Below are 23,167 nucleotides of genomic sequence, written 5' to 3'. Positions count from 1 at the left end.
GGCGGGGCTGTCTCCGGGGAATCGTGATTTTTCGCGAGTATAGGAAGCCGAATTGCTATCGTAAAATCACAAATAGACAATTCTGGTATTCGAAAATCAGATGGCTTTCGATCTCACACTCCGGCAGTTGCGCTACTTCGCGGCGGCGGCGCAAACGGGCCAGTTTTCGATGGCAGCCGCCAACGAACACGTGTCGCAATCGGCGATCACCAATGCCGTGCTCGCGCTCGAAAACGGGCTCGGTACGCGGCTCTTCGAGCGGCTGCCGCAGGGCGTCACGCTCACGCCCGACGGCCAGGATTTCTACAATCACGCACGGCGCGTGCTCGACGCCGCGCGCGACGCCGTGCACAAGCCGCCGTTCCGTTCGCACGATATGCGCGGCACCGTGCGGATCGCCGCGTCTTATACGGTGCTTGGCTATTTCCTGCCCGAACTGCTGGCGCGTTTTCGCGCGACGTATCCGTTCATCGAATTCGATCTGCGTGATATGGAGCGCGTGGATATCGAGCGGGCTGTGCTCGACGGCGATGTCGATATCGGCGTGGTGCTGCTGTCGAATATCGAGAAGTTGAGCCGCTTCGGCAGCCAGGTGTTGATCCGTTCCAGGCGGCAGTTGTGGGTCGCGCCGACTCATCCGCTCGCGCAGGTCGACGCGCCGTCGCTGAAAGACATCGCGGCGCATCCGTACATCCTGATCACCGTCGATGAAGGCGAGCAGTCGACGCTGCGTTACTGGAAAAAGAAGGGACTCGAGCCGAACATCGCGTTTCGCACGAGTTCGATGGAAGCGCTGCGCGGGCTCGTCGCGCACGGTTTCGGCGTGACCGTGCTGTCGGATATGGTGTTTCGTCCGTGGTCGCTCGAAGGGAATCGCATCGAAGCGCGGCCTGTTCTCGACACCGTGCCGCAGATGGACGCCGGCATGATCTGGCAGAAGGGCGCGCAGCTGAACGGCCCGGCGACGGCGTTACAGCAGTTTCTGATTCACGCGTGCGGCACGTGAAAACAGCGGCCGGTCAAACCGGCCGCTGGCTCACACCGAATCGCTCAGTGCGAAATGCTTTCAAGCGATTTGCCGAGCGTTCTTGGCCCCATCAATCCGATCGCGACAATGACGAGCGCCATCGCTCCGGCGATAAAAACGAACACGCCCGTGACGCCGAATTCCTTCAGCGTGAACGCGATCACGAACGAACTGAACACCGCCGACATCCGGCTCCACGAATAAACGAAGCCCACCGCACGCGCGCGTATCGCCGTCGGATACAGCTCCTGCTGATACGCGTGATAGGTGAACGAGATGATGTTGCCCGCCAGCGTCAGCAGCACGCCGAGCGTCACGATCGCAACCGCCGATGCCGCCTGGCTGAACAGCAGCCCGCTGACGATATTGAGCGCCGCCATGCCGACGATCACGTGCTTGCGTTCGAATCGATCCGCGATCCAGTAGCCGAGGAGCGGCCCGAGCGGCGCGGCAAGCCCGATGATCGTCGTGTACAGCAGGCTCGACGTTACCGTGATGCCTTGCTTGACAAGCAGCGTCGGCACCCAGTTCGCGAAACCGTAAAAGCCGACCGTCTGGAAGATGTGGAAGGCGATCAGCATCAGCGTGCGCTTGCGATACGGCGGCTTCCACATGTCGGCGAAAGTGGCCTTGCGCGGAACGGGATCGGGCGCGCCCGGTTCGGGCAGCGGCTGTCCGTATTGCCGCTCGACCTGTTCTTCGAGACGCGCAAGCACTTCATTCGCTTCGCGGATACGCCCTTTGCTCGCGAGCCAGCGCGGACTTTCCGGAAGGTTGCGCCGGAAGTACCAGACGAACAGCGCGCTAATGCCGCCGAGCAGCACGACCCAGCGCCAGCCATCCATGCCGAACGGCATCGCGGGCACCAGCAGATACGAAAGAAACGCGACGACGGGCACGGCCGAAAAACCGATCGTCTGGCAGATCGCGAAAGCCCGCCCGCGCAGATGCTTCGGCGCGAGTTCGGACATATACGTGCCGATGGTGATCAGCTCGACGCCGATGCCCATTCCCGAGATGAAGCGCCACAGGTTCAGACCGCTCGCGGTGTCCTGAAACGCCATCACCGTGTTCGCCGCGACGTACCAGAGGAGCGACCACGTGAAGATCGCGCGTCGGCCGAAACGGTCGGCGAGAAAGCCGCACGCGATCGTGCCGATGAACAGTCCGCAGAAGAGCGCGGCGATGAAACTCGCGACGCCCGACGTGCCGAACAGGCCCGTCGTCGTCGGCGTGAGAATGCCGCTTTTGACGAGCCCCGGCGCGATGTAGCCCGTAAAGAGCAGATCGTAGAGTTCGAAGAAGAAGCCGAGACTCAGCAGCAGAATCAGCTTCCAGACCGCGCGAGTCCCGGGAAGCCGGTCGAGACGCGCCGAAATTTCGCCCGTGCCCGCCGCCTGCGATGCGTCGGCGCGTGCGAGGTGATCGGTGGCGCGTAGATGGGAGGCGCCCTCCAGAGTTGTCATGTCTGTCTCCAAATCTCGTAGTTTTGAATGTTCAACAACTTCGTGAAGCGGCCTGTCGACCGATGCTTCACGCGTACTGCGCCTGCAATTCCGCGAACGAAGCGATGCGGCCAGCCAGCGCGCTCGCGACGACAGTCGGCGGGCTCGCGAGCCACACCTGTCCTGGACCCGAGCGGCCCGGGAAATTTCGATTGATCGCGCTGATCGTCACTTCGCCAGCATCCGTCGACGATCCCGGTCCGCAGTTCGCGCATGCGCCGCACGACGGTTGCAGCAGGATCGCGCCAACCTTTTCGAACGCATCGAGGTAGCCGCGTTCTGCGCAATAGTCCCTGACGTCGGAAGTGCCGAACTGCAGATAGAGCTTTACGTCCGCCGGCACGCGCAGGTCGCGCGCCGCCGCCCACGCGAGCACTTCGTGATAGTGGTCGAAGTCCTCGCGCTTGCCCGCCGTGCACGAGCCGCCATAAGCGATATCGACGTGCGGACGCTCAGCCAAATCGCTCAGCGCGACGCCGTTGCCGGGATCGCCGGGCGCGGCGAGCATCGGCGTGATGCGCGTGCAGTCGATCTCGATGACGTCGGCGTAGGACGCGCCCGCGTCGCTGTGCATCCACGGTTCGATCACGAAGTCGATGCCCCGGCGTTCCTTGAGGAAGCGCACGGTCTCGGCATCGGGTGCGACGAGGCCCGTGAAGCCGCCGAGTTCCGCCGTCATGTTCGTGAGCGTCGTGCGTTCGTCGGTGGTCAGTTGCGACATCGCCGAGCCCGCGAACTCGAACACCTTGCCCACGCCCGCGCCTGAACGGATCGCCGGCTCGGCGAGCAGATGCAGCACGAGATCCTTTGCCGTCACGCCGGGCGGAATCGGACCGTTGAAATCGACGCGCAGCGATTGCGGCACGGTCATCCGCACGGCGCCCGTGACGAAGGCGTTCGCCATGTCCGTGGTGCCGACGCCGAACGCCACGCAGCCCAGCGCGCCGCTATGCGGCGTATGCGAATCCGTGCCGACGATCACCTGGCCAGGCAACGCGTAGCGCTCGGCCATCATCGCGTGCGAGATGCCTTCCGAGCCTTCGTCGATGCCGCTGCCCGATTCGGACAGATAGCCGTGGTTCGTTAGCGCATAGTCCTGCGCGAACTGCCGGTGTGCCGCCGACAATTCCCGCACGTCGGGCAGCAAGCCGTTCCTGATGTGCAGTTCGCTCTTGTGCGAATACGAAAGATGGTCTTCGAACGTGAGAATGCTGTCGGGCTGATGCAGCGACAGCGGCTTGCCGAACGTCGCGTGCAGCATGTGCGTCGCCATGCCCGTGTAGTACTCGTGGATGAAGCGCCAGTCGGCGCGCACGAAGACACCCGAGCCGGGCGCGAGCGATTCGCCCGTTCCTTCCGTGCGCAGCGCGTGACGTTCCAGGATTTTTTGCGCGAGCGTGCGCGGCGAATTATCGACGGCGCTTGCGGCGGGTTCGATCGTCCGCATGTACCGTGCGCCGTAGCGCAGCAACCCGCCGCTGCGCAGGATCGACGCGGACAGGTTGTCGCGCGACGCAACGAGTTCTTCGATGTCGACCGGCTCGCCGCGCCGGATGCGTTCGATCAGCCCGAAGTCCGTCGACGTGAAGAGACCGAGGTTGTCGGCGTTCTGCCGATAGATCCGCTCGAAGCTCTTCGCGATCACGAGCCGGATGCCCGCGCGATATTCCGCAAGCGGACTATGTTCGCGCGACGAACCCTTGCCGTAGCGATTGCCCGCTACCGTCACGCAGAAGCCGCCTGCACGGATCGCGTCGGCACCGATCGGATTGCGGCCGCCCGTGCGGAAGCCGAGATAAGGAAAGCGGCCGAGCCGTTCGTCGAAGCGCGTGAGTACGCTCATCGGCGTGATCTCATCCGTCGATACGTCGTCGCGCAACGTGCCCGCCGACGCTTGCGTCAGATCGACGCCGCCGAGTTGCCGCTCGACGCGTTCGGGATCGTCGCAAAGAAACAGGATCCGGCCCGTCAATTCCAGTGTCGCCATCTGATTTCTCCTTCAACGGAAATCTAGACGGCGACGACGGCGGCAATGAAGTGCTCGATTGGCAAAGGGGGCATCGCGAATCGCGATGTCCTCGTTAACCCTCGTTCGTGGCGAGCGCTTCGATCAATGCCTGCACGGCTTTCAGGCGCGACGACTTCCGCAGCGCGTGAACCCGCAGAGTGCGAGCGCGCGCCCACGGTTCATCGAGCGGCCGACGCACGAAACCATGCGATCCCGCGAACGCGGACGCCGCGCTGGTCGGCACGATGCCGATGCCGAGCCCCGCCTCGACCATCCGGCATTGCGCGTCGAAACTGTTGACCGTCACGGACAGATCGAGCGGCGTGCGGGCGGCATCGGCGCGTTCCTTCAGGATCTGATCGAGCGAACCGCCCGCCTGCAACGCGACGAGCGGAAAGCGGATCACGTCGTTGAACGACGGCGCTTCGAGCGCGGCGAGTTCGTGGCCGGGCGGCACGACGACCATCAGCGGATCGTCGGCGAAATGCCATGATTCGAGACCGCCCGGTATCTCGCCGCTCGCCGAAATGCCCACGTCTGCGCGATCGTCGACACAGGCACGGATCACCTCGTCGCTGATCTGTTCCGTCAACGCGATCTGCACGAGCGGATAGCGCGCCTGGAACGCCTTCAGTCGCTCGGGCAGGAAGCCGACGATCGCCGACGCGTTCGCATACAGACGCACGACGCCCGCGACCTGACCGCTGAGCGACTGAACCTCGCGCGCGAGAGACTGCAACTGATCGTGAACCGACACCGCGCGCGCGAACGCGTGACGGCCCGCTTCCGTCAACTCGACGCCGGACGGCGAACGGATCAGCAACGGAAGTCCCATCGCCGTTTCGAGATCGGCGAGTCGACGGCTCAATGCCGAAGGCGCGATGTGATTGCGGCTGGCCGCCCGCGCGATGGAGCCTTCCTGCACGACGGAAATGAACAGCTCCAGGCTGTACGGATCGATGCGCATGCTGCCGGAATCCTTGGGGGCTTGACGGGTCCGTCGCCGCCAGGATGCAACTGCACGCAACTGCAACGGCGCGGATTCACCGAACTGTACCTTGAACGGAAGATTCGACGAAGCCTAGACTCGCGCATCGACCTCACTTCTCTCCGTCATGCTCGAGATCCTGGGAAAAGCATCGTCCATCAACGTTCGCAAGGTGTTGTGGACGTGCGCTGAACTGAATCTGGCCTTCGAGCGGGAAGACTGGGGAAGCGGATTCCGGTCTACGCAGACGCCGGAGTTTCTTTCGTTGAACCCGAATGGTCTGGTGCCCGTCGTCAGAGACGGTGACGTCGTTCTCTGGGAGTCGAACACCATCATCCGCTACCTGGCCGCCCGCTACGATGGCGCGCACCTTTATCCGGCCGATCCGCTTTTGCGTGCGCGGGTCGATCAGTGGATCGACTGGCAGGCAGCCGATCTCAACCGGTCGTGGAGCTATGCGTTTCTCGGTCTGGTTCGTCAGTCGGCGGCGCATCAGGTGGCGAGCGAGATCGCGCTGTCGATCGATAACTGGACGCGCCACATGCGCATTCTCGACGAACAGTTGCGCGCAACCGGCGCATTCGTTGCTGGCAAGCAGTTTTCGCTCGCCGACATACCGATCGCACTGTCGGTCAACCGCTGGTTCGGCACGCCGTTCGAACACCCGCATTTTCCTGCAGTATCCGGGTACTTCGAGCGATTGCGCGAACGTCCCGGCTTCGGGGTGCATTGCGGAAACGGGCTGCCTTGATGGGCGGTGTAGCCTGGGCGGAATAGCGTTTACGCCAGCGCGTCGGCAACGAAGCCTGACGCCTTCATCTCTTCGACAAACGCGTGGAGTGCAGCCGAGGCTTCCGGCGCGAGCCAGCAGATGCAAATGTCGCTTCGCGTGTCCGGTGCAGTGTTCGCGATGCCGCGTTCAATAGTACGACGCGCGGCGGCGACGCGGTTCGACGCGCTTCATGCGCTTCGACTCACCTCACAAAAGTCCCACTGAACATCACTTTTATCTAGGGACGCGCGCGCCTTCCTCGCCTATCGTTCCTCTCGCGCTTCGCTTCCATCTTCGCTTTCTGCCGTCCGTCGCGCAGTTCTCATCGCCGCGCCAGCGCGCGTGTGTGCGTGCAATTCGCAACCCGTAGTTCGCACGCCGACTCGTCGAGCCAACCCGACGAGCATCAACCATTACATATCGATCCGGAGACAATGAAAAAACTCGCCATCTTTGCATCTGCCGTTATATCGGCATGCGCGCTCGGCACGGCTCACGCGCAATCGTCCGTCACGCTCTACGGCGTCATCGACAACGGCATCGAATATCAGGACGGCGGCGCGGGCGCAGTCGTTCGCGCATCATCCGGCGGACTCGCCGCAACGGTGTATGGGATGAAGGGCGAAGAAGACATCGGCGGCGGTCTTCACGTCAATTTCCAGCTGGAGCAAGGCTTTTCCGCGGTGAACGGCCAGGCATCGAATCCCGCCGACGCCTTCAATCGCCTCGCGTGGGTCGGATTGTCCGGCGACTTCGGCGAGTTGCGCTTCGGACGGCAGAAGAAGCCCGAGTATCTGTATCTCAATCGCGAAATGGATGCCGTCGGCGTGCAAAGCATCGCGTCGCCGCTGAACAATTTCAACGACGTCACGGTGCGCGCGAGCAACGCGATCACGTACTTCACGCCGGAAGCCTACGGCCTGACCGCGCAGTTCTCGGTTGCGATGCGCGACGACACGACCAAACCGACGAACGGCATCCAGTTCTACAACGCCGTCGCGCGCTGGGTAAGCGGGCACTTCCGTGTTGCCGCGGGTTACGAGCAGCAGGGCAACGCGTCGGGCACCGCACTGCAACGCGTGCTGCGAGCCGTCGCGTCGTACGGCACGAAGTCCGCGCGCGTCTATCTCGCGTACCAGTCGGAGCGCGAGTCCGACAACAGCGAGAAGCTCGACATCTACTCGCTATCGGGTTCGTACTCGTTCAGCCCGTTCGACCGGCTCTCGCTGATGTACGGCTACGCGCACGACCGCACCGGCCAGGGGAACAACGCGCAGCAGGTCGGCTTGACGTACGCCTACTTCCTGTCCAAGTCGACCACGCTGTACACGTCGGCGGGCTTTATCCAGAACCGCAACCAGGCGCAATTCACGCTGAACGGCACCGAGTATTCGGGTATCGACGTGACGCCGGGCGCCAACGTGAAGGGCGTGATCGTCGGCATGGTGCACCGGTTCTGACGCTGCGAGCCCGTCGACAAAAGTGCCATTGAATCTGCGTTTTGTGTAGGGACACGAGCGCGCCCGTCCAATATTCTGAACCCATCGAGACGCTACGCCAGGCGCTGATCCGCCGATCCTCGGATCGTGCCGCCGGCGACGACCTACCCCAAGGAGAGGATGTTGACCAGGAAAGTCCCGCTCAAGATTGCAATCGCCGAGCATCCGCATACGTCGGCGATCCGCAACGGTTCCATTCCCATCGAAGGCGTGGACGCCGAGTTCATCACCGTCCAGCCGCAAATCGGCGCGTTCCGCCGCATGGTGCGCGATGTCGAGTTCGACGTGTGCGAACTGGCGCCGACGACTTACATCATCGCGCGTGCCTATGGCGCGCCCTTCGTCGGATTGCCGGTTTTCGTGGTGCGGCGTTTCCATCACGGCGGATTGCTGGTGCGCCCGGACGCGGGCATTGCGACGCCGAAGGATCTCGAAGGCAAGAAGGTCGGCGTGCGCGCGTACTCGGTGACGACAGGCGTGTGGACGCGCCAGGTGTTGATCGACGAATTCGGCCTCGATTCGTCGAAGGTGACGTGGGTGGTCGATGACGAAGAACACGTGACGCAGCTCAAGCTGCCGCCGAACGTGATTCACGCACCGGCGGGCAGCTCGCTGGCGGAAATGATGGAGAAGGGCGAGTTGTCGGCGGGCTTCGCTGCGGCGGCGGGCATCGGCCGCACGGGCGCGCCGACGGGCGGCTGGAAAGAAGTCGAGGCGGACTATCCGGACCTGCTGCCCAACGCAGCCGAACTGGAAGCCGATTACTACCGGCGCACGGGCGTCTATCCGATGCACGGCACGATCGTCGTAAAGGATTCGGTGCTGGCCGAGCATCCGTGGATCGCGAAGTCGATCTACGACGCTTTCGCGCAGGCGAAGAAGGAATGGCTCGCGCGCCTCGATGCAGGCGAAGCGACCGCCGCCAGCGACAGGAAGTATCTGGAGTTGCGCAAGATCGTCGGACACGATCCGCTGCCGTACGGTCTTCAGGAAAACCTCAAGACGATCGAGACGCTCGAAGCCACCGCGTTCAGGCAAGGGCTGACGCCGCGCCGCATGTCGATCGGCGAATTGTTCGTGGACCCCAATGGCGCGCCGGCCCGCTGACCGGGGCGTACCCGGCGAGACTCTCGCGACGGCTCAGGCGGCTCTGGCATGCTTGAGCGACGAAGAGCGCGGACGGATCGTCGGCAGGACGGCGTGACGTTGCAGCACGCGGAATCAAACAAACGGAAAAGACAATGCAGATGGAGACAGACAAATCCGGGCAACCGGGCACCGTGAGCCGCTGGGCGATACTCGCGCTCCTCGCGATCGGCGTGCTGGTGTCGTTTATCGACCGCACCAGCATTTCTTCGACGCTGGCCGACACGGGCTTCGTCCGTCACTTTGCGCTGACGGATATCGATCGCGGCTGGATCAACTCGGCCTTCTTCTGGTCGTATGGTCTGTTCCAGGTGCCGATGGGCTGGGTCGCCGACCGCTACGGCGTGAAGTGGCCGTATGCCGTCAGCTTCGCGCTGTGGTGTATCGCGACGGCACTGATGGGCGCCGTGACGACGCTCGCGGGCCTCGTCGTGATGCGGCTGGTCGTCGGCATGGCGGAAGCGATCGTGATCCCGGCGAGCTATCGCTGGATCCGCAACCACTTCGATGAAAGCCAGAACGGGCTGGCCGTCGGCATCCTGGCGATGGGCAACAAGTTCGGTCCCGCGCTCGGCGCGCCCGTCGCGGCCTGGTTCATCGTCAACTATTCGTGGCAGGTGATGTTCATCGCGACGGGTCTGGTCGGGCTGCTCTGGCTCGCGCCGTGGCTGCTGCTGGTGCGCAACGATCTTCCTTCGAAGGCCGAATTCGCGCTGAAGAACCGCAGCGCGCGCTCGGTGAGTCTCGCCAGCATCCTGTCGAGCCCGGTGGTGTGGGGCGGCATGGTGACCAACTTCTGCTACGGCTACTTCACGTTCTTCTGCATGACGTGGATGCCCGCGTATCTGGTCGAGCAACGCAACCTGTCGATTTCGCGCTCCGGGCTGTTCACCTTCTTCAGCTTCGCAGGCATCGCGATCGTCGCGGCCGTGGCGGGATGGGCCGCCGACCGCGTCATCGCGCGAGGACACGATCCGATCCGCGTGCGCAAGGCGTTCACGGTGACGGGCTTCGTCGGCGGATGCACGGTGCTGCTCGGCGCGTATGCGCAATCCGTCGAGATGGCGCTGTTCTGGAACGTGCTGTCGCTGTCGCTGCTCGGTTTCGTCACGGCGAACAACCTGGTGCTGTCGCGTCTCACGCTGATTCCGAAGCAGGCCATCGGCCTCGTGACGGGCGTGCAGCAGGTGGCGACGAGTCTCGCGGGCGGCGTGGCCGCGAGTCTCTCCGGCTGGCTGCTGCACGTGAGCGGAAGTTACGACCTGCCGATGATGGTGATTCTCGGCTTTCTGCTGGTCGGCGCAACGGCCACGCTGATTCTGTACCGGCCCGAATGGGCGCCCAAAGTCACGGAAGCGCACGGTTCGCTGCGCGAGGCCTGAGCCCGCACATCGCTGGACACCACACCATGGCCGGCGCATCCGGCCTTGCGAAACACGTTAATTCACTGAGAAACACTACATGGCGAAGATCGTATTCGGGATGGCAGTGCCGCATAGCGGCATGCTCGGCCAGGCACCGGAAGACTGGCTCAAGAACGGCGAGCGCGACCGCAACAATCCGGAACTGTGGTATCGCAATCGGACGTGGACGTATCCCGAACTGGAAGCGCATCGCGAAGCAGCGTTCGAGAAATACCTGACGCTGGAAGAGCGCACCGCGCGTGCCGCGCGCTGCCGCGCCGCGCTCGACAAAATGGCGGCTGCGTATCGCGACGCGAACATCGATGTCGCAATCATTCTGGGCAAGGACCAGAAGGAAATCTTCACCGACTTCTCGCCGTCGATCGCCATTTACAGCGGGGAGGACGTGCACAACGGTCCGCCGCAGCGTCCCGTTTATGCGCCCGACCGCCATGTCACGCACAAGTGTCATCCGCAGCTCGCGACGTATCTGATCCAGCATTTTCAGAACGAAGGCTTCGATCTGACGGATCTGTTCGCGTGGCCCGACAACGTGTGGATGAAGCCGCTGCCCGAGTATCCCGTCGTGCCGCATGCGTACAGCTTCGTCTATCACCAGATCATGAGCGACGATCCGCCGCCGCATGTGCCCGTCATCATGAACTGCTTCTATCCGCCGACGCAGCCGTCGATGTCGCGCTGCATCGAGTTCGGCCGCGTGCTGCGCGATGCGATCACCGCGTGGCCCGAGGACGTGCGCGTGGGCATCTTCGCGTCGGGCGGCCTGTCGCACTTCGTCAACGACGAGGAGTTCGATCATCGCATCATGAAGATGCTGGGCGAGTACGACTACGACGGTCTCGCTGCCGTGGATGACCGCTCGTATCAGTCGGGCACGTCGGAGATCAAGCTCTACGTGAGTGTGATGAAGGCCGTGCAGGAAACGGGCGCCGAGATGACGCTGGTCGATTACGTGCCGTGCTGGCGCACGCCGGCAGGCACGGGCGAAGGCATGGGCTTCATGTACTGGCAAGCCGCCGACTGATTTTCGCCGCCGCGATTTCATTCACGAGAGAGCAACGATCATGAGCGACACGCGCCTGAACAGCATCATTCGCGCTTTCGAATCCGGCAAGCCCACGTTTGCCGCGTTCTCCAAGCTGGACAAGCAGTCGGCCATCGAGATGAGCGACGCGCCATACGACGGCATCGTCTTCGAGATGGAGCACAACCCGTACGACGTGTCGGCGCTCGGCGATGCGTTGCAGTACATGCTCAACCGCAAGGCGATCGCGGAGTCCGCTTCGGTGGCGGCGCGCGTGACGCCGATCGCCCGCATTCCCGCGAATGGCGCGGAAATGAATCAGGCGTTCGCGAAGCAGGTGCTCGATCGCGGCGTGTATGGCGTGGTGTGGCCGCATATCTCGACCGTCGAGCAGGCGTATAACGCGGTCGCATCGTGCCGCTATGCACGCCCTAAACACGCGCCGTTGTACGAGCCGAAAGGCGTGCGCGGCGATGGTCCCGCGAATGCTGCGCGCTACTGGGGCTTGAGCACCGATGAGTACTACAGGAAAGCCGACGTGTGGCCGCTCGCGCCGCACGGCGAAATTCTCGTCGGCCTGATGTGCGAGAGCACGGAAGCGATCGAGAACCTCGACGATATTCTTTCGAACGTGCCAGGCATCGGCTTCATTCTGATCGGCGAAGGCGATCTCAGCCAGCAACTCGGCTATCCGCGCGATTACGAACATCCCGTCGTGGCCGACGCGATGCGGCAGATCGTCGAGACCTGTCGCAAGCACAACGTCGTGGTCGGCAATCCGCATGTCAACGCAAAGAATCACAAGCGGTTGCTCGAAGAAGGTTATCGCTTCCTGATGTCGGCGCCCGTGAAGAGCTATGGCGTCGTCGGCGCGGCGCGCGAAATGGCGGGGTACTGAACCATGACAACGACGCTCACCGAAGTGCCGACGCTGCGCACCAACCTGGCGACGTATCCCGTGACGAAAGCGCTGAAGGAAGGGCGCGTCGCCTCGGATATCGTCGATCTCGACTTTTGCGGACCCACGCCCGCGCACAACGGCTTCAAGGCGATGGTGCGCGAGAGCAAATTCGACGCGGGCGAACTGGCGATCGTCACGTTCCTGCAGGCGAAGGCGTACGGCAAGCCCTACGTGCTGTTGCCGACACCGATCTCGGGCCGCTTCCAGCATCACTGCGCGGGCTTCAACATCGACTTCGGTCATCTCGATCCGAAAGATATCGAAGGCAAGCCGGTCGGCGTGTGCACCTACACGCAGACGACGGCGCTCTGGATTCGCGGCATTCTGCGCCACGAATACGGCGTCGATCTCGACAAGGTCACGTGGATGACGCTCGGCGACGGGCATCTCGCCGAGTATCGCGATCCGAACAACTGCGTGCGCCTGCCAGCAGGATCGTCGATTCCGCAGATGATGCTCGACGGCGAACTGAGCGCGGCGCTGCTCGGCGAAGACATGCCGAAGGACGAACGCGTGCGCACGCTCGTGCCCGATGCGAAGGCCGCCGCGAAAGACTGGTTCGCGCGCGAAGGGGTGGTGCCCATCAATCACATGTTCGTCGTGCACGAAGATCTGCCGAAGAAACATCCCGAGATCGTGCGCGAGCTGTACCGGATGATCGTCGAAAGCCGCGCGCTGACGGAAGGCGGCGTGCCTGCCGTGTTTCCGCCCATCGGACTCGAAGCGAACCGCAAGGGCATTCAGCTGGCGATCGACTGGGCGCTCGATCAGAAGATCATTCCGCACCGGCTGAGCGTCGACGAACTGTTCGACGACGTGACGGGCAGCCTGGGCTAAGGCGACCGCTCTTTAAAAACACAATCAACTGGAGACATTTCGCTGTGTATTCGACCTGGCGTTTAAAGAACAGGCGGCTGGCAGGCAGTGCTGCAATCGCAATCTGCATCGTGATTCCAGCCGCAGCGGCTGCAGCGCAGAACGGGGATCTGCTGCTCAATCGCATTGGACCCGTGACGTCCGAGTTGTATGTCGCGAATGCGGACGGTACGGGCGAGCATCGCCTGATTGCATCCGATGGCTTCGACTATCACGCGTCGTTTTCAAAGGACGGCCAGTGGGTCGTGTTCACGTCGGAACGCGACGGACTCGGCGAGTCGAACCTGTATCGCGTGAAGATCGACGGCTCGGGGCTGCAGCGGCTCACGGATCACATTGCCGTCGACGATGCCGCTGTCATTTCGCCCACCGATCCGAACGTCATTGCCTTCGTGTCGTCGCGCAAGGGCGACGCCGGCTTCGGCACGACCAACGTGTGGACGCTGAACATCGCGACGGGCGCGCTGAAGAACGTCACGGGCGCGATCCCGTTCGACGCGAGCAAACCGCATAGCTACTTCCGGCCGTCGTGGTCGCCGGATGGCAAGTGGCTCGCGCTGTCGTCCGATATCGGTTCGGACTGGCGCGGCCATAATCTGCCCGTCGGCTGGGAGCGTACGCAGGAAAGCAGCATCTATCTGATCCGGCCCGATGGTTCGGGGTGGAAGAAGATCGCGAGCAATGCTGGTTTCGACGAAGGCTCGCCGTCGTGGTCGCCGGATGGCAAGCACGTCGTCTTCTACGAAACGCCCGTCGAGTCGACGTGGGGCGTGCACCGTCCCGAAGGAATCAACTCCGTCAGCTCGCAACTGGTTTCCGTGGACGTCGCGAGCCTCGCGCGTTCGGCTCTGACGTCGACGCCCGGTTTCAAGGTGTTCCCGCAATATCTGAACGCGACGAACATCGCGTATCACGTCAAGGGCGGCGACACGGAAGGCATCTATACGACGGCAGGCACGTTCCGTTCGACGGCCAATACGGGCATACGCTCGCCGCGCTATTCGGCGGACGGCAGCAAGATGATCTACGAGAAAGTGACGTTCCGCCCGGCCCGCGCGAACGGCGCGCCGCTCTACAGTTTCGATCGCGCGTGGAATTACCGGTACATCGATGTGTTCCCGCAACTCTCGGCGGATCGCAAGAAGCTGGTGTACACGGAAAAGGCGATCAATTCGTCGATCGCGATCATCAACCCCGACTTCTCCGGCTACACGCGCATCTACGATCCGTCGACGAGCGGACTCGATCCCGACATGGTGAAGAAGGGGCTCGCGGGCGCGTTTCAGCCGACGTGGTCGCCGGACCGGCAATGGGTCGCGTTCGGCGTGGGCGACTGGTTCTTCACGCGCGGCGCTGGTCCGGGCCGTATCGCGCGGATCAAGTCGGACGGCAGCATGGACGGCCATCCGGAATTTCTCACGGATGGTTCGATCAATGCGGGTTTTCCGAGCTATTCGCCGGATGGGAAGAAGATCGTGTATCGCGTGTGGAGCCAGAAGGTGCAGGGACTGCGCATTCTCGATCTCGATACGCACACCACGACGGTCCTGACCACGGAAACGGACAATCTGCCGGGCTGGTCGCCGGATGGCACGAAGATCGTCTTCACGCGCAAGCAGATCAACCCGGGCGATCCGAACAAATTCAACTATGACGTGTTCACGATCAAGCCGGACGGCACGGGCCTGAGCCGTCTGACCGACGACGGCTCGAATCAGGGGCATGCCGTGTGGACGTGGGACGGCCGCATCGCGTATAGCTCGGGCACGTATGGTTTCCGCGACGAACTCGCGCTGTACGACAACAGCTTCCAGCCCGACGGTCAGAACTGGGTGATGAACGCCGACGGTACCGATCAGCACGCCATCACGGATACGCTGTGGGAAGAAGCGATGCCGATGTACATACCCAATCCCTGATGCCGCTTTACGCTTGAGATGGAAAGAAAAAGGGCGCTGCGTCTGGACACAGCGCCCTTTTCACGTTCAGCGGAAATCGAACGATCAGCTCAGTCTGAACTGCGAAACGGAAGCACGCAGACGCGCGGCCTGATCGTCGAGTGAACCTGCCGCAGCGGCGGCCTGTTCGACAAGCGCCGCGTTCTGCTGGGTCACTTCGTCCATCTGCGAGACGGCGCGGTTCACCTGCTCGATGCCCGTGCTTTGTTCCGTCGATGCCGCCGCGATTTCGCCCATGATGTCGCTCACGCGCGCGATCGATTGCAGGATCTCGCGCATCCGTTCGCCCGCGTCGGCGACCTGACTCGTGCCTTGATCGACGCGCGCAACCGACGTTTCGATCAGCCCCTTGATGTCCTTGGCAGCGGACGCGCTGCGTTGCGCGAGCGAGCGCACTTCGCTCGCGACGACGGCGAAGCCGCGGCCTTCTTCGCCTGCACGCGCCGCTTCCACGGCTGCGTTCAACGCGAGAATGTTCGTCTGGAATGCAATGCCTTCGATCACGCCGATGATGTCGCCGATCTTGTGCGACTGCTCGACGATGCCCTGCATCGTGCCGACGACCTGATCGACGGCGTCGCCGCCGCTCCTGCTCGCCGCCGACGCCTGCAATGCAAGCTGGCTCGCCTGACGCGCATTGTCGGCGTTGTGCTGCACGGTCGTCGTCAGTTGCTCCATGCTGGCGGCCGTTTCCTGCAGCGATGCCGCCTGTTCCTCGGTGCGTTGCGACAGGTCCGTGTTGCCTTGCGAGATTTCGCTCGAGCCGGTCGCGATGGATTCGCTGGTCTGCTGGATGTCGTGCACGAGTTCGCGGAGCTTCAGCTTCATCTCGTGCAGCGCGTACATCAGGCTATGCCGGTCCGTCGTGGCGAGCTTGATGTCGGCCGCGAGATTGCCCGACGCGATCTGCGCGGCGAAGGCCGCTGCGTCCGCCGGCTCGCCGCCGAGCGTCTTGCGAATGCTCTTCGTCATGTACCAGGCCATCAGGCACACGGCAACGAGAATCGCCGCCGAAATCGCGATCAGGCGCGTGGCGGCGCGCCAGAACGCGGCCTCGATGTTGTCGTAGAAGAAGCCCGTCCCGATCCACCAGTTCCACTCGGGAACCGCGACGATACCCTGCAATTTCGCTTCGTACGGGCCGTTCGGCGAGCGCTGGATCAGTACGTCGACGAGCGCATAGTGATTCGCCGACAAACCGCGCGCGTAGGCGTCCAGGTCTGTTTCGCCCGGCAATGCGCCTTTGCCGACCATGCGCCTGCCGACGAGTTCGGCAACGGGATGCACGAGCATCAGGCCGTTCGGGTTCATCACCCAGTAGTAGCTCTTCTTGTCGGCGTTGAGCGCGTCCAGCGTGCGTTTCGCGGCGGCCTGGGCTTCGTCGCGTGTCATCTTGCCGCTCGCTTCCAGCTCGCGGTACGACTGCACCATGTGCTCGGCCTTGGTGAGCAGATTGACGGCTTCGGCCTGACGGTTCGCGATCAGCGCATCGTTGAGTTCGTGCAGCGACAGGGCGACGACGCACGCTATCCCCAATAGCGCGGTGGTGACCAGGACAATCAGTCGGGTAGAAAGTCTCATTGTGTTCCGGGTGGGATAGTTCGGGCTCTGCAAGGTTTATCGGCGGAATGCGGGAGAAATTGAGTGGCGCATGGGATCGAAATTCGCCATATCGCGCCCAGTTCTTCTTATGACCCCGGATGGACAAAGCGCGGCGTTTGCCGCGCTTCGAATGGTCAGACGATTGATGCGGGAGCGGAGACATCCGCCCCTTGTTTCGAGGACTATTCTGCGGCGCGCCGAACGCTCAAACGACGAATGGCGACCCATCTTGCTGGCCGCCTTTCGTCGTGTCTGCAACGGTGTGAAATCAGAAATGGATTTCGGCCATGAGCATCGGCGCGGAAGTGATCGTGCCGACTGTTTCGCTGGTCGGTGAGCCATACATGTGATGCCAATACTCGTAGCCGACGCCCGCATACACGGCGCGAGGATGTCCCGCGAATGAACCGAGATCGGCGAGCAGCGAAACGCGCGTGAGGAATTCCGTTTGCGTCTCGACGCCGAAACCGTCTTTGCCCTTTGGCCCCGTCACGCTCGCGAATCCACGGAAAATGAGCGGCACCGGACCGGCACGGAACGGAAAGAGCCACGAGCTTTCGATATGCCACGCGGTGTTGAAATGCACGTCGACGCCTGTAATGCCGTTATGGTTGCTTTCCGTTCGAAGGCCCGCGGTCAGATTCAGGAATCCTCGCGGCAGTGCGAATTCGATCGTCGGACCGAATACGAGCATCCGCGCGCGCTCCGCATAGGCGTCGTTCTTCGAGCCGAACTCGAAGCCGCTCGTGAAACCCACATCGCGAACGATGCCGAAGCCGACCGGCCGCCCGAGGATCTTGCCGGCGCTCAACTCGACGCGGCCGACGCTGTACACCTCCTGTGCTCCTCCCGTCGACGGGCCGCCTGCTTCCGGGTTCGCCGCGTTGGAGACGAGGTAATCGACATTGAACGCATAACTGCCGAAGCGGAAGCCGCCTGTGGTCGTGAGGTAGCCGATGTTCTGCACGACCTTGTCATGCATGCCCGGATAGTGGAAGTCGTTGCCGTAGCGGTAGCCGATATACGTATCGTTCCACGACACGGGCGGCTCGCCGGGTTCTTCGCCTGATTTCAGACTGGGTGCGGTGAGCGGCGCGACGGCATTCGACGGTGTCGTCTGCTGTGCTGGCGATGGCGGCGAGGCCGCGGGCGCGGTGTAGACCTCCGCGTAGCCGGGTTTGCTCAGGCAACAGAAGATCGCCGCGCCAGCAAGCGAGGCGCGCAAAGCTACCGATATGTTTTTCATGTCTCCGTCCGAAATGGATTTGTTATCAACCCCGCGGTGAAGAAATCCTATTGGATGCGTCGACGTCTGCCTTTACACAAAAATCAGATTCGCTGGCACTTTTGTGCGGCGTGATGCCCGTCGTTCAAAAGCGATTCATCGATCGAAAAAAATCCCAGCGAATCTGACTTTTGTGTAGGGACGCGCAGCCGAAGCGAACCTATTCTTGCCTTCACGCGCGCAACCGCAGCTCGCCAGGCGGCTCCGCCATCGCGTGGCGCATGCGCCGAAATCAGCTCTACGAAATGAATCAACGGACGACACGCATCGGCCTTTGCGTCTGCGTGCGGACCGGATCTAAAAACCAGAAGCTGTACGGAGACAAAATGAAGAAGCTCATTGTTCTGCTATCCGGCGTCGCGTGCGTATGCGCAGTAGACGTTGCTCACGCTCAATCGTCCGTCACGCTGTATGGCGTGATCGACAATGGACTCGAATATCAGAACCCGGGCACGGCGGCGGTGACGCGCGCGGTATCGGGCGGATTGTTCGCAAGCCGGTATGGCTTCAAGGGAAGCGAAGATATCGGCGGCGGCCTGCATGTGAATTTTCAACTGGAGCAGGGCTTTTCGAGCATCACTGGCGCGGCGTCGAATTCCGCCGCTGCGTTCAACCGGCAGGCGTGGGTCGGCATGTCGGGCGGTTTCGGCGAAATGCGTTTCGGGCTTCAGAACACGCCGCAATACATCTTCATGAACCCCGAACTCGATCCGCTCGCGGTGATGAGCATCGCGTCGCCGATGAACAACTTCAACAGCCTCACGGTGCGCGTCAACAACGCGATCTCGTACTTCACGCCGACCGTCTACGGGCTGACTGCGCAGTTCATGGTCGCGATGCGCGATTCGACGACGAAGCCGAGCAACGGCCTGCAGTTCTACAACGCGGCTGTCCGCTATGTGAACGGTCCGTTTCATCTGGCCGCAGGCTACGAGCAGGCCGCGAACGCGGCGGGCACGTCGATCCTGAAGATATTCAATGCGGGCGCATCCGTGAAGGTCGGTGCGGCGCGCTTCTTTCTCGCGTATCACACGGAACGTCAGACCGACGACAGCGTGAAGCGCGACGTCTACGAAGCATCGGGTTCGTATCTGTTCGGCCCTGCGGATCAGGTCGCCGTGCTGTACGGCTATGCGCACGATCGAACGGGTCAGGGAAACAATGCGCAGCAGATCGGTCTTTCTTACGAACACTATCTTTCGAAAGTGACGACGCTGTACGCGTCGGCCGGCTTCATCCAGAACCGCAATCAGGCGCACTTCACGCTGAACGGCACCGCGTATATAGGCGTGACGGTCGCGCCGGGCGCCAATACGCGCGGCATTACGCTCGGCATCGTGCATACGTTCTGATGCGTGAAGCAGCGCGCCGCGGCAGTTCGGGTAAATCGCAGGTCGCATTCTCCTGCATCGGTGTGGGAATATGTCGCGTGTATCCGTGCACGCGATGCAGTGGCATTCGAGTGCGAAGCAGAGGTTCGCATCGCAGCGTTCGTGGACAAACCTGGAGACGGTGAATCAGCAGGGCAATGCCGTTTGTGCCGTTTGGCCCCGTCATGCTGACATGATAAAGATGGCCGATACCCGTCCGGCTCGGCCGTCAGAGAGACTTTATGACGTACAGTGCCATGACGAAGGTTCAACCCAAGTGGAACGGCAAGGAGAAGCATGCGACCGTTCCGAAGGTCCGTTTGTACGTCGAGCGCCCGGAGGAGAAGAACTGGCTGGTACACGTCGGGCATGTCACGGACCGGGGCCGCTGGCGGACGGAACCTCACGCGCATCCCGCTTATGGCCAGGTGATCTACGTTCGTAGCGGACGCGGCGTCATGAATCTGGAAGGCAGCAGCGTGCCGTTCGAAGGGCCTTGCGCGTTGCTGTTGCCGACCGAATGCGTGCATGGTCTCGATTACGAAGTCGACGCCGACCGCTGGGTCGTGACGATCGAAGTCGCCTATCTGACCCAGATCAACGCCAAACTTCACGAATTCATCGGGCTGTGGGCGGCGCCTCGCATGATCCCGCTTGCGGATTCCACCGATACAGGAGTGGCGTTTTACAGCCTGATTCAACGTCTCAAGCAGGAAGTCGAGTCCGACTCGGTCGGTCACGTAGTCGGCACGGAAGCATTGCTGACCACGCTTCTGCTCATGCTGCTGCGTGAGGCGAGCCTGGATCAGACGGGCAGCGAAAGCGCGACGCGCAACGATATCCGCCTCGTCGACCGGTTCCGCAAACTGATCGACCAGCACTACCGCGAGAATCTGCCGTTGCAGGACTATGCATCGATGATGGCGGTGTCTCTCGTGCAACTGCGGGCCGCGTGTGCGTCCGCCACGGAGCAGAGCCCGACCAAGATGATTCATGCGCGCATCATCACCGAGGCGAAGCGTGATCTCATCTTCGGCAATATGTCGGTGGAGCAGATCGCATTTGGATTGGGCTTCGCCGATGCCGCCTATTTCACGCGCTTTTTCCGCAGGGAAGTGGGTCAAGCGCCGAGTCAGTTCCGCGCGGCGGCAAGGCAATAAGCGCGCTTGGACACAACGGATCGCAGCGGATATAAAAATACAAGCGAATCCGCGTTTTGTGCAGGGACGTCCACATCCGGATCCAGTACGCTTGGCCAATTTCTTCTCGAAGCTAACCGGTGATGATTCGGTCCCTCCAGAGAGACAGGCTGACGCGTTATGGTTTCGCACTCTTCTTCGTCGTGTTGATGAGCGGGTGCAAGAGCATCGCAACGCAAGCGACAGGCGCGCAAACCGACCTCGTGTATGTCGGTACGCAAGATAGCCGGATTCATGCGCTGCGCCTCGATACATCGACGGGCAAGCTCGACACAATCGGTGTCGTCGCCAGCGGCACGCGATCGACGTGGGTGACGTCGCATCCTCAACTACCCGTTCTCTACGCCGTCGACGACGACAATTCGCGCGAAGGAAGCGTCACGGCCTACGCAGTGAATCGCGCGACGGGCGCACTGACGAAAATGAATGCGGTGCTGGCGGGCGGCACGGGCACGACGAATCTTCTGCTGGACACGCCTGCGACGACCTTGCTCGCCGCGAACTACGGCAGCGGTTCTGTGTCGAGCATCGTGGTTCAACCGGACGGCAGTCTCGGCCCGCTCGTATCGACGGTCAAGGAAACAGGTTCGGGACCGAACCGGCGGCAGGCGAGCGCGCATGCGCATAGTGCCGTGGTCGATCCTTCGGGACGATACGTGCTCGTTCCCGACTTCGGCGCGGATCGCGTGTTCGTGTATGGCTTCGATCGGACGACGCATGCGTTGTCGGCCGATGACAACGTGCACGCCTTTGCCGTGCCACCCGGCAGCGGGCCGCGTCATCTCGCGTTCGGATCGAGCGGCCAGTTCGTTTATCTGCTCACGGAGTTGTCGGCGGAGATCATGGTGCTGCGCTGGGACGCTTCAAAAGGGCGGTTAAGCCCCGTGCAGACATTGCCTGTGACCAGCGAATCATTCAAAGGCGTGAAAAGCGGCGCCGAAATCGCAGTGAGCCGCGATGGGCGTTTCGTTTATGTCGAGAATCGCGCGGAGAATGAACTGGTTGTTTATCGTGTGGACGGCGAATCGGGCATGCTCTCGCTGATTCAACGCACATCGTCGGGTGGTGAAAAACCGTGGGGTTTTGCCATCGGTCCTTCGGGAAAGTGGATGCTGGTTGCCAACCAGCAGAACGGCAAAGTCAATGTATTCGCCATCGACTCCTCATCCGGCAAGCTGTCCAATACGGGAGAGTCGGCGGACATGCCGACTCCCGTCGCTATCGACTTCGTGCAGTGACGATCGCTATCGTCGCGTGACCTTAGAACTTCACGCGCAGGCCCGAGAAAACGGCCACTTGCCGGTTTGTCGATGAAGCCGTGCCTGCGTCGGCGATCGTTGCGATCTTCTGATATCCGCTGCCGACGCGTGTCGAAGCATCGCCCGCCGCGAGTTGATAGGCCGCCGACAGATACACGTCGGTGCGCTTCGACAACGCATAGTCGACGCCGAGCGTGAACTGATGCCAGCGCGGCTTCAGATTCGCGCCATTCGTGCCGGGCAGATTCGTCGCGCGTCCGTCGGTGTAGGTGTAGACGCCGATCAGCGTGAAAGCAGGCGTGAACAGATAGCGCGCATTCAGATCGTAGTTGTTGAACTTGCGCGACGAGCCGTCGCTATAGTCGAGTTGCGTGTGGCTCCACGCGAACCCGAGCGTGGCCGCGCCGATCGTATAGTTCGTGCCCGCCGCCGCAATCTGCTGACGCACGACGCCGCCGTTCAAGCCGTAAAAGAACGCGCCGCTGTAGTCGTCGCCGGATGTCGTCGATGCACCGCCGATTGCGCCGCTCGTGTTCGATGCCGCATTCGGATGATTCAGCACGTTATATCCGCCGCCAATCGAGAACGGTCCGTTCACATAGTTCGCGGCCACGCCCCACGCGCGATTGTTACTGAAGCCCGTTCCGCTGCCGCTATTCGCCTGATTGCTGAACGCATAGAGGCCGTCGACGGTCAGCCCTGCAATCGTGTCGCTGCGGAACTTGACCGCGTTGTTCACGCGGAACGTCTGGTTCAGATTGTCGTTGTCGCCGATGTGCGTCGAAGGCGACCAGAAGCCGGGACCGGCGTACTGCGAGACGAGGTCCGTCACGGGTTCGTATTGCCGGCCGAGCGTGAGCGTGCCGATGCCCGTCTTCTGCACGCCGACGAACGCCTGACGCCCGAACAGACGGCCGCCTTGCGCCGACGTGCCGTCGTTGGGACGGAAGCCGCTTTCGAGCGTGAAGATCGCATTCAACCCGCCGCCGAGATCTTCGACGCCGCGCAGTCCCCAGCGGCTGCCGCTCAGCTTGCCGCTCGTCTGCTGGATGTTGCTCGCGCCTTTCTGATTGTTCGTATAGGTGATGCCCGCATCGACGAGGCCATACAGCGTGACGGCGCTTTGTGCATTCACGAGTGCGGGCGTCAGCGCGACCAGGCCAGCGGCGCTGGCAAGAACAACATGTTTCATCGGACTCCCTTTTTATCTATCGAATGGAAAAGGAACCCGATGCTATGAGTGCAAACGGTAAAAACGAAGGAA

18 protein-coding genes are annotated in these 23,167 nt (G+C 62.2%); 12 read left to right on the top strand and 6 right to left on the bottom strand.

The window, feature by feature from the left end:
• The first annotated feature begins 100 nt into the window (after window positions 1-100).
• Window positions 101-1,006, top strand: coding sequence for a LysR family transcriptional regulator (locus QEN71_RS39745; protein ID WP_201649451.1), 906 nt, complete (start codon window positions 101-103; stop codon window positions 1,004-1,006).
• A gap of 44 nt (window positions 1,007-1,050) precedes the next feature.
• Here the strand turns inward: QEN71_RS39745 and QEN71_RS39740 are convergent, their stop codons facing one another.
• From QEN71_RS39740 to QEN71_RS39730, 3 genes are all read right to left on the bottom strand, one after another.
• Window positions 1,051-2,493, bottom strand: a complete 1,443-nt coding sequence (locus QEN71_RS39740) for an MFS transporter (protein WP_201649452.1) — start codon at window positions 2,491-2,493, stop codon at window positions 1,051-1,053.
• A gap of 67 nt (window positions 2,494-2,560) precedes the next feature.
• Window positions 2,561-4,519, bottom strand: a complete 1,959-nt coding sequence (locus tag QEN71_RS39735) for an aconitase family protein (protein ID WP_201649454.1) — start codon at window positions 4,517-4,519, stop codon at window positions 2,561-2,563.
• 94 nt (window positions 4,520-4,613) lie between these two features.
• Window positions 4,614-5,507 carry a LysR family transcriptional regulator gene (locus QEN71_RS39730; RefSeq protein ID WP_201649456.1) on the bottom strand — a complete coding sequence of 298 codons (894 nt, stop codon included), beginning with the start codon at window positions 5,505-5,507 and terminating at the stop codon, window positions 4,614-4,616.
• Window positions 5,508-5,655: 148 nt separating this feature from the next.
• Between QEN71_RS39730 and QEN71_RS39725 the strand changes: the two genes are divergently transcribed.
• From QEN71_RS39725 to QEN71_RS39690, 8 genes are all read left to right on the top strand, one after another.
• Window positions 5,656-6,279, top strand: a complete 624-nt coding sequence (locus QEN71_RS39725) for a glutathione S-transferase family protein (protein ID WP_201649458.1) — start codon at window positions 5,656-5,658, stop codon at window positions 6,277-6,279.
• 455 nt (window positions 6,280-6,734) lie between these two features.
• Entirely contained in the window at window positions 6,735-7,760 is a 1,026-nt protein-coding gene (locus QEN71_RS39720; RefSeq protein ID WP_201649459.1) for a porin, read from the top strand.
• 159 nt (window positions 7,761-7,919) lie between these two features.
• Window positions 7,920-8,906 (top strand): ABC transporter substrate-binding protein, encoded by a 987-nt coding sequence (locus QEN71_RS39715; protein WP_201649461.1) that lies wholly within the window; start codon window positions 7,920-7,922, stop codon window positions 8,904-8,906.
• Between the two features lie 140 nt (window positions 8,907-9,046).
• Complete coding sequence (locus QEN71_RS39710) at window positions 9,047-10,327, top strand: MFS transporter (RefSeq protein WP_377790555.1); 1,281 nt, start codon at window positions 9,047-9,049, stop codon at window positions 10,325-10,327.
• A gap of 79 nt (window positions 10,328-10,406) precedes the next feature.
• Window positions 10,407-11,393 carry a DODA-type extradiol aromatic ring-opening family dioxygenase gene (locus tag QEN71_RS39705; RefSeq protein ID WP_201649464.1) on the top strand — a complete coding sequence of 329 codons (987 nt, stop codon included), beginning with the start codon at window positions 10,407-10,409 and terminating at the stop codon, window positions 11,391-11,393.
• 40 nt (window positions 11,394-11,433) lie between these two features.
• Window positions 11,434-12,291 carry an HpcH/HpaI aldolase family protein gene (locus QEN71_RS39700; protein ID WP_201649466.1) on the top strand — a complete coding sequence of 286 codons (858 nt, stop codon included), beginning with the start codon at window positions 11,434-11,436 and terminating at the stop codon, window positions 12,289-12,291.
• A gap of 3 nt (window positions 12,292-12,294) precedes the next feature.
• Complete coding sequence (locus QEN71_RS39695) at window positions 12,295-13,191, top strand: type 2 periplasmic-binding domain-containing protein (RefSeq protein ID WP_201649468.1); 897 nt, start codon at window positions 12,295-12,297, stop codon at window positions 13,189-13,191.
• Window positions 13,192-13,301: 110 nt separating this feature from the next.
• Entirely contained in the window at window positions 13,302-15,149 is a 1,848-nt protein-coding gene (locus tag QEN71_RS39690) for a hypothetical protein (protein WP_233471749.1), read from the top strand.
• A gap of 84 nt (window positions 15,150-15,233) precedes the next feature.
• Here QEN71_RS39690 and QEN71_RS39685 read toward each other — a convergent pair whose 3' ends face one another.
• Together QEN71_RS39685 and QEN71_RS39680 are read right to left on the bottom strand one after the other, a co-directional pair.
• The gene (locus QEN71_RS39685; protein WP_201649471.1) at window positions 15,234-16,769 is read right to left on the bottom strand and encodes a methyl-accepting chemotaxis protein; all 1,536 of its coding nucleotides are present in this window, start codon (window positions 16,767-16,769) and stop codon (window positions 15,234-15,236) included.
• A gap of 289 nt (window positions 16,770-17,058) precedes the next feature.
• The gene (locus tag QEN71_RS39680; RefSeq protein WP_201649473.1) at window positions 17,059-18,036 is read right to left on the bottom strand and encodes a hypothetical protein; all 978 of its coding nucleotides are present in this window, start codon (window positions 18,034-18,036) and stop codon (window positions 17,059-17,061) included.
• A gap of 365 nt (window positions 18,037-18,401) precedes the next feature.
• Here QEN71_RS39680 and QEN71_RS39675 point away from each other — a divergent pair, with 365 nt between their 5' ends.
• From QEN71_RS39675 to QEN71_RS39665, 3 genes are all read left to right on the top strand, one after another.
• A complete protein-coding gene (locus QEN71_RS39675) occupies window positions 18,402-19,427 on the top strand; it encodes a porin (protein ID WP_201649484.1) in 1,026 nt (341 codons plus the stop codon).
• A 260-nt stretch (window positions 19,428-19,687) separates the two neighbouring features.
• Window positions 19,688-20,605 carry a helix-turn-helix domain-containing protein gene (locus tag QEN71_RS39670; protein WP_201649486.1) on the top strand — a complete coding sequence of 306 codons (918 nt, stop codon included), beginning with the start codon at window positions 19,688-19,690 and terminating at the stop codon, window positions 20,603-20,605.
• A 122-nt stretch (window positions 20,606-20,727) separates the two neighbouring features.
• Window positions 20,728-21,882 (top strand): lactonase family protein, encoded by a 1,155-nt coding sequence (locus QEN71_RS39665; RefSeq protein WP_201649709.1) that lies wholly within the window; start codon window positions 20,728-20,730, stop codon window positions 21,880-21,882.
• Window positions 21,883-21,904: 22 nt separating this feature from the next.
• Here QEN71_RS39665 and QEN71_RS39660 read toward each other — a convergent pair whose 3' ends face one another.
• The gene (locus QEN71_RS39660; protein WP_201649488.1) at window positions 21,905-23,095 is read right to left on the bottom strand and encodes a porin; all 1,191 of its coding nucleotides are present in this window, start codon (window positions 23,093-23,095) and stop codon (window positions 21,905-21,907) included.
• Between the last annotated feature and the right edge of the window lie 72 nt (window positions 23,096-23,167).

Source organism: Paraburkholderia sabiae, assembly GCF_030412785.1.
GTDB lineage: Bacteria > Pseudomonadota > Gammaproteobacteria > Burkholderiales > Burkholderiaceae > Paraburkholderia > Paraburkholderia sabiae.
This window is presented reverse-complemented; position numbering and strand designations above follow the sequence as displayed.

What these genes read in the sequence shown, in the direction of transcription:
- QEN71_RS39745 (WP_201649451.1), top strand. Translation starts at nt 101, where the DNA reads ATGGCTTTCGATCTCACACTCCGGCAGTTGCGCTACTTCGCGGCGGCG.
- QEN71_RS39740 (WP_201649452.1), bottom strand. Translation starts at nt 2,493, where the DNA reads ATGACAACTCTGGAGGGCGCCTCCCATCTACGCGCCACCGATCACCTC.
- QEN71_RS39735 (WP_201649454.1), bottom strand. Translation starts at nt 4,519, where the DNA reads ATGGCGACACTGGAATTGACGGGCCGGATCCTGTTTCTTTGCGACGAT.
- QEN71_RS39730 (WP_201649456.1), bottom strand. Translation starts at nt 5,507, where the DNA reads ATGCGCATCGATCCGTACAGCCTGGAGCTGTTCATTTCCGTCGTGCAG.
- QEN71_RS39725 (WP_201649458.1), top strand. Translation starts at nt 5,656, where the DNA reads ATGCTCGAGATCCTGGGAAAAGCATCGTCCATCAACGTTCGCAAGGTG.
- QEN71_RS39720 (WP_201649459.1), top strand. Translation starts at nt 6,735, where the DNA reads ATGAAAAAACTCGCCATCTTTGCATCTGCCGTTATATCGGCATGCGCG.
- QEN71_RS39715 (WP_201649461.1), top strand. Translation starts at nt 7,920, where the DNA reads ATGTTGACCAGGAAAGTCCCGCTCAAGATTGCAATCGCCGAGCATCCG.
- QEN71_RS39710 (WP_377790555.1), top strand. Translation starts at nt 9,047, where the DNA reads ATGGAGACAGACAAATCCGGGCAACCGGGCACCGTGAGCCGCTGGGCG.
- QEN71_RS39705 (WP_201649464.1), top strand. Translation starts at nt 10,407, where the DNA reads ATGGCGAAGATCGTATTCGGGATGGCAGTGCCGCATAGCGGCATGCTC.
- QEN71_RS39700 (WP_201649466.1), top strand. Translation starts at nt 11,434, where the DNA reads ATGAGCGACACGCGCCTGAACAGCATCATTCGCGCTTTCGAATCCGGC.
- QEN71_RS39695 (WP_201649468.1), top strand. Translation starts at nt 12,295, where the DNA reads ATGACAACGACGCTCACCGAAGTGCCGACGCTGCGCACCAACCTGGCG.
- QEN71_RS39685 (WP_201649471.1), bottom strand. Translation starts at nt 16,769, where the DNA reads ATGAGACTTTCTACCCGACTGATTGTCCTGGTCACCACCGCGCTATTG.
- QEN71_RS39680 (WP_201649473.1), bottom strand. Translation starts at nt 18,036, where the DNA reads ATGAAAAACATATCGGTAGCTTTGCGCGCCTCGCTTGCTGGCGCGGCG.
- QEN71_RS39675 (WP_201649484.1), top strand. Translation starts at nt 18,402, where the DNA reads ATGAAGAAGCTCATTGTTCTGCTATCCGGCGTCGCGTGCGTATGCGCA.
- QEN71_RS39670 (WP_201649486.1), top strand. Translation starts at nt 19,688, where the DNA reads ATGACGTACAGTGCCATGACGAAGGTTCAACCCAAGTGGAACGGCAAG.
- QEN71_RS39665 (WP_201649709.1), top strand. Translation starts at nt 20,728, where the DNA reads ATGATTCGGTCCCTCCAGAGAGACAGGCTGACGCGTTATGGTTTCGCA.
- QEN71_RS39660 (WP_201649488.1), bottom strand. Translation starts at nt 23,095, where the DNA reads ATGAAACATGTTGTTCTTGCCAGCGCCGCTGGCCTGGTCGCGCTGACG.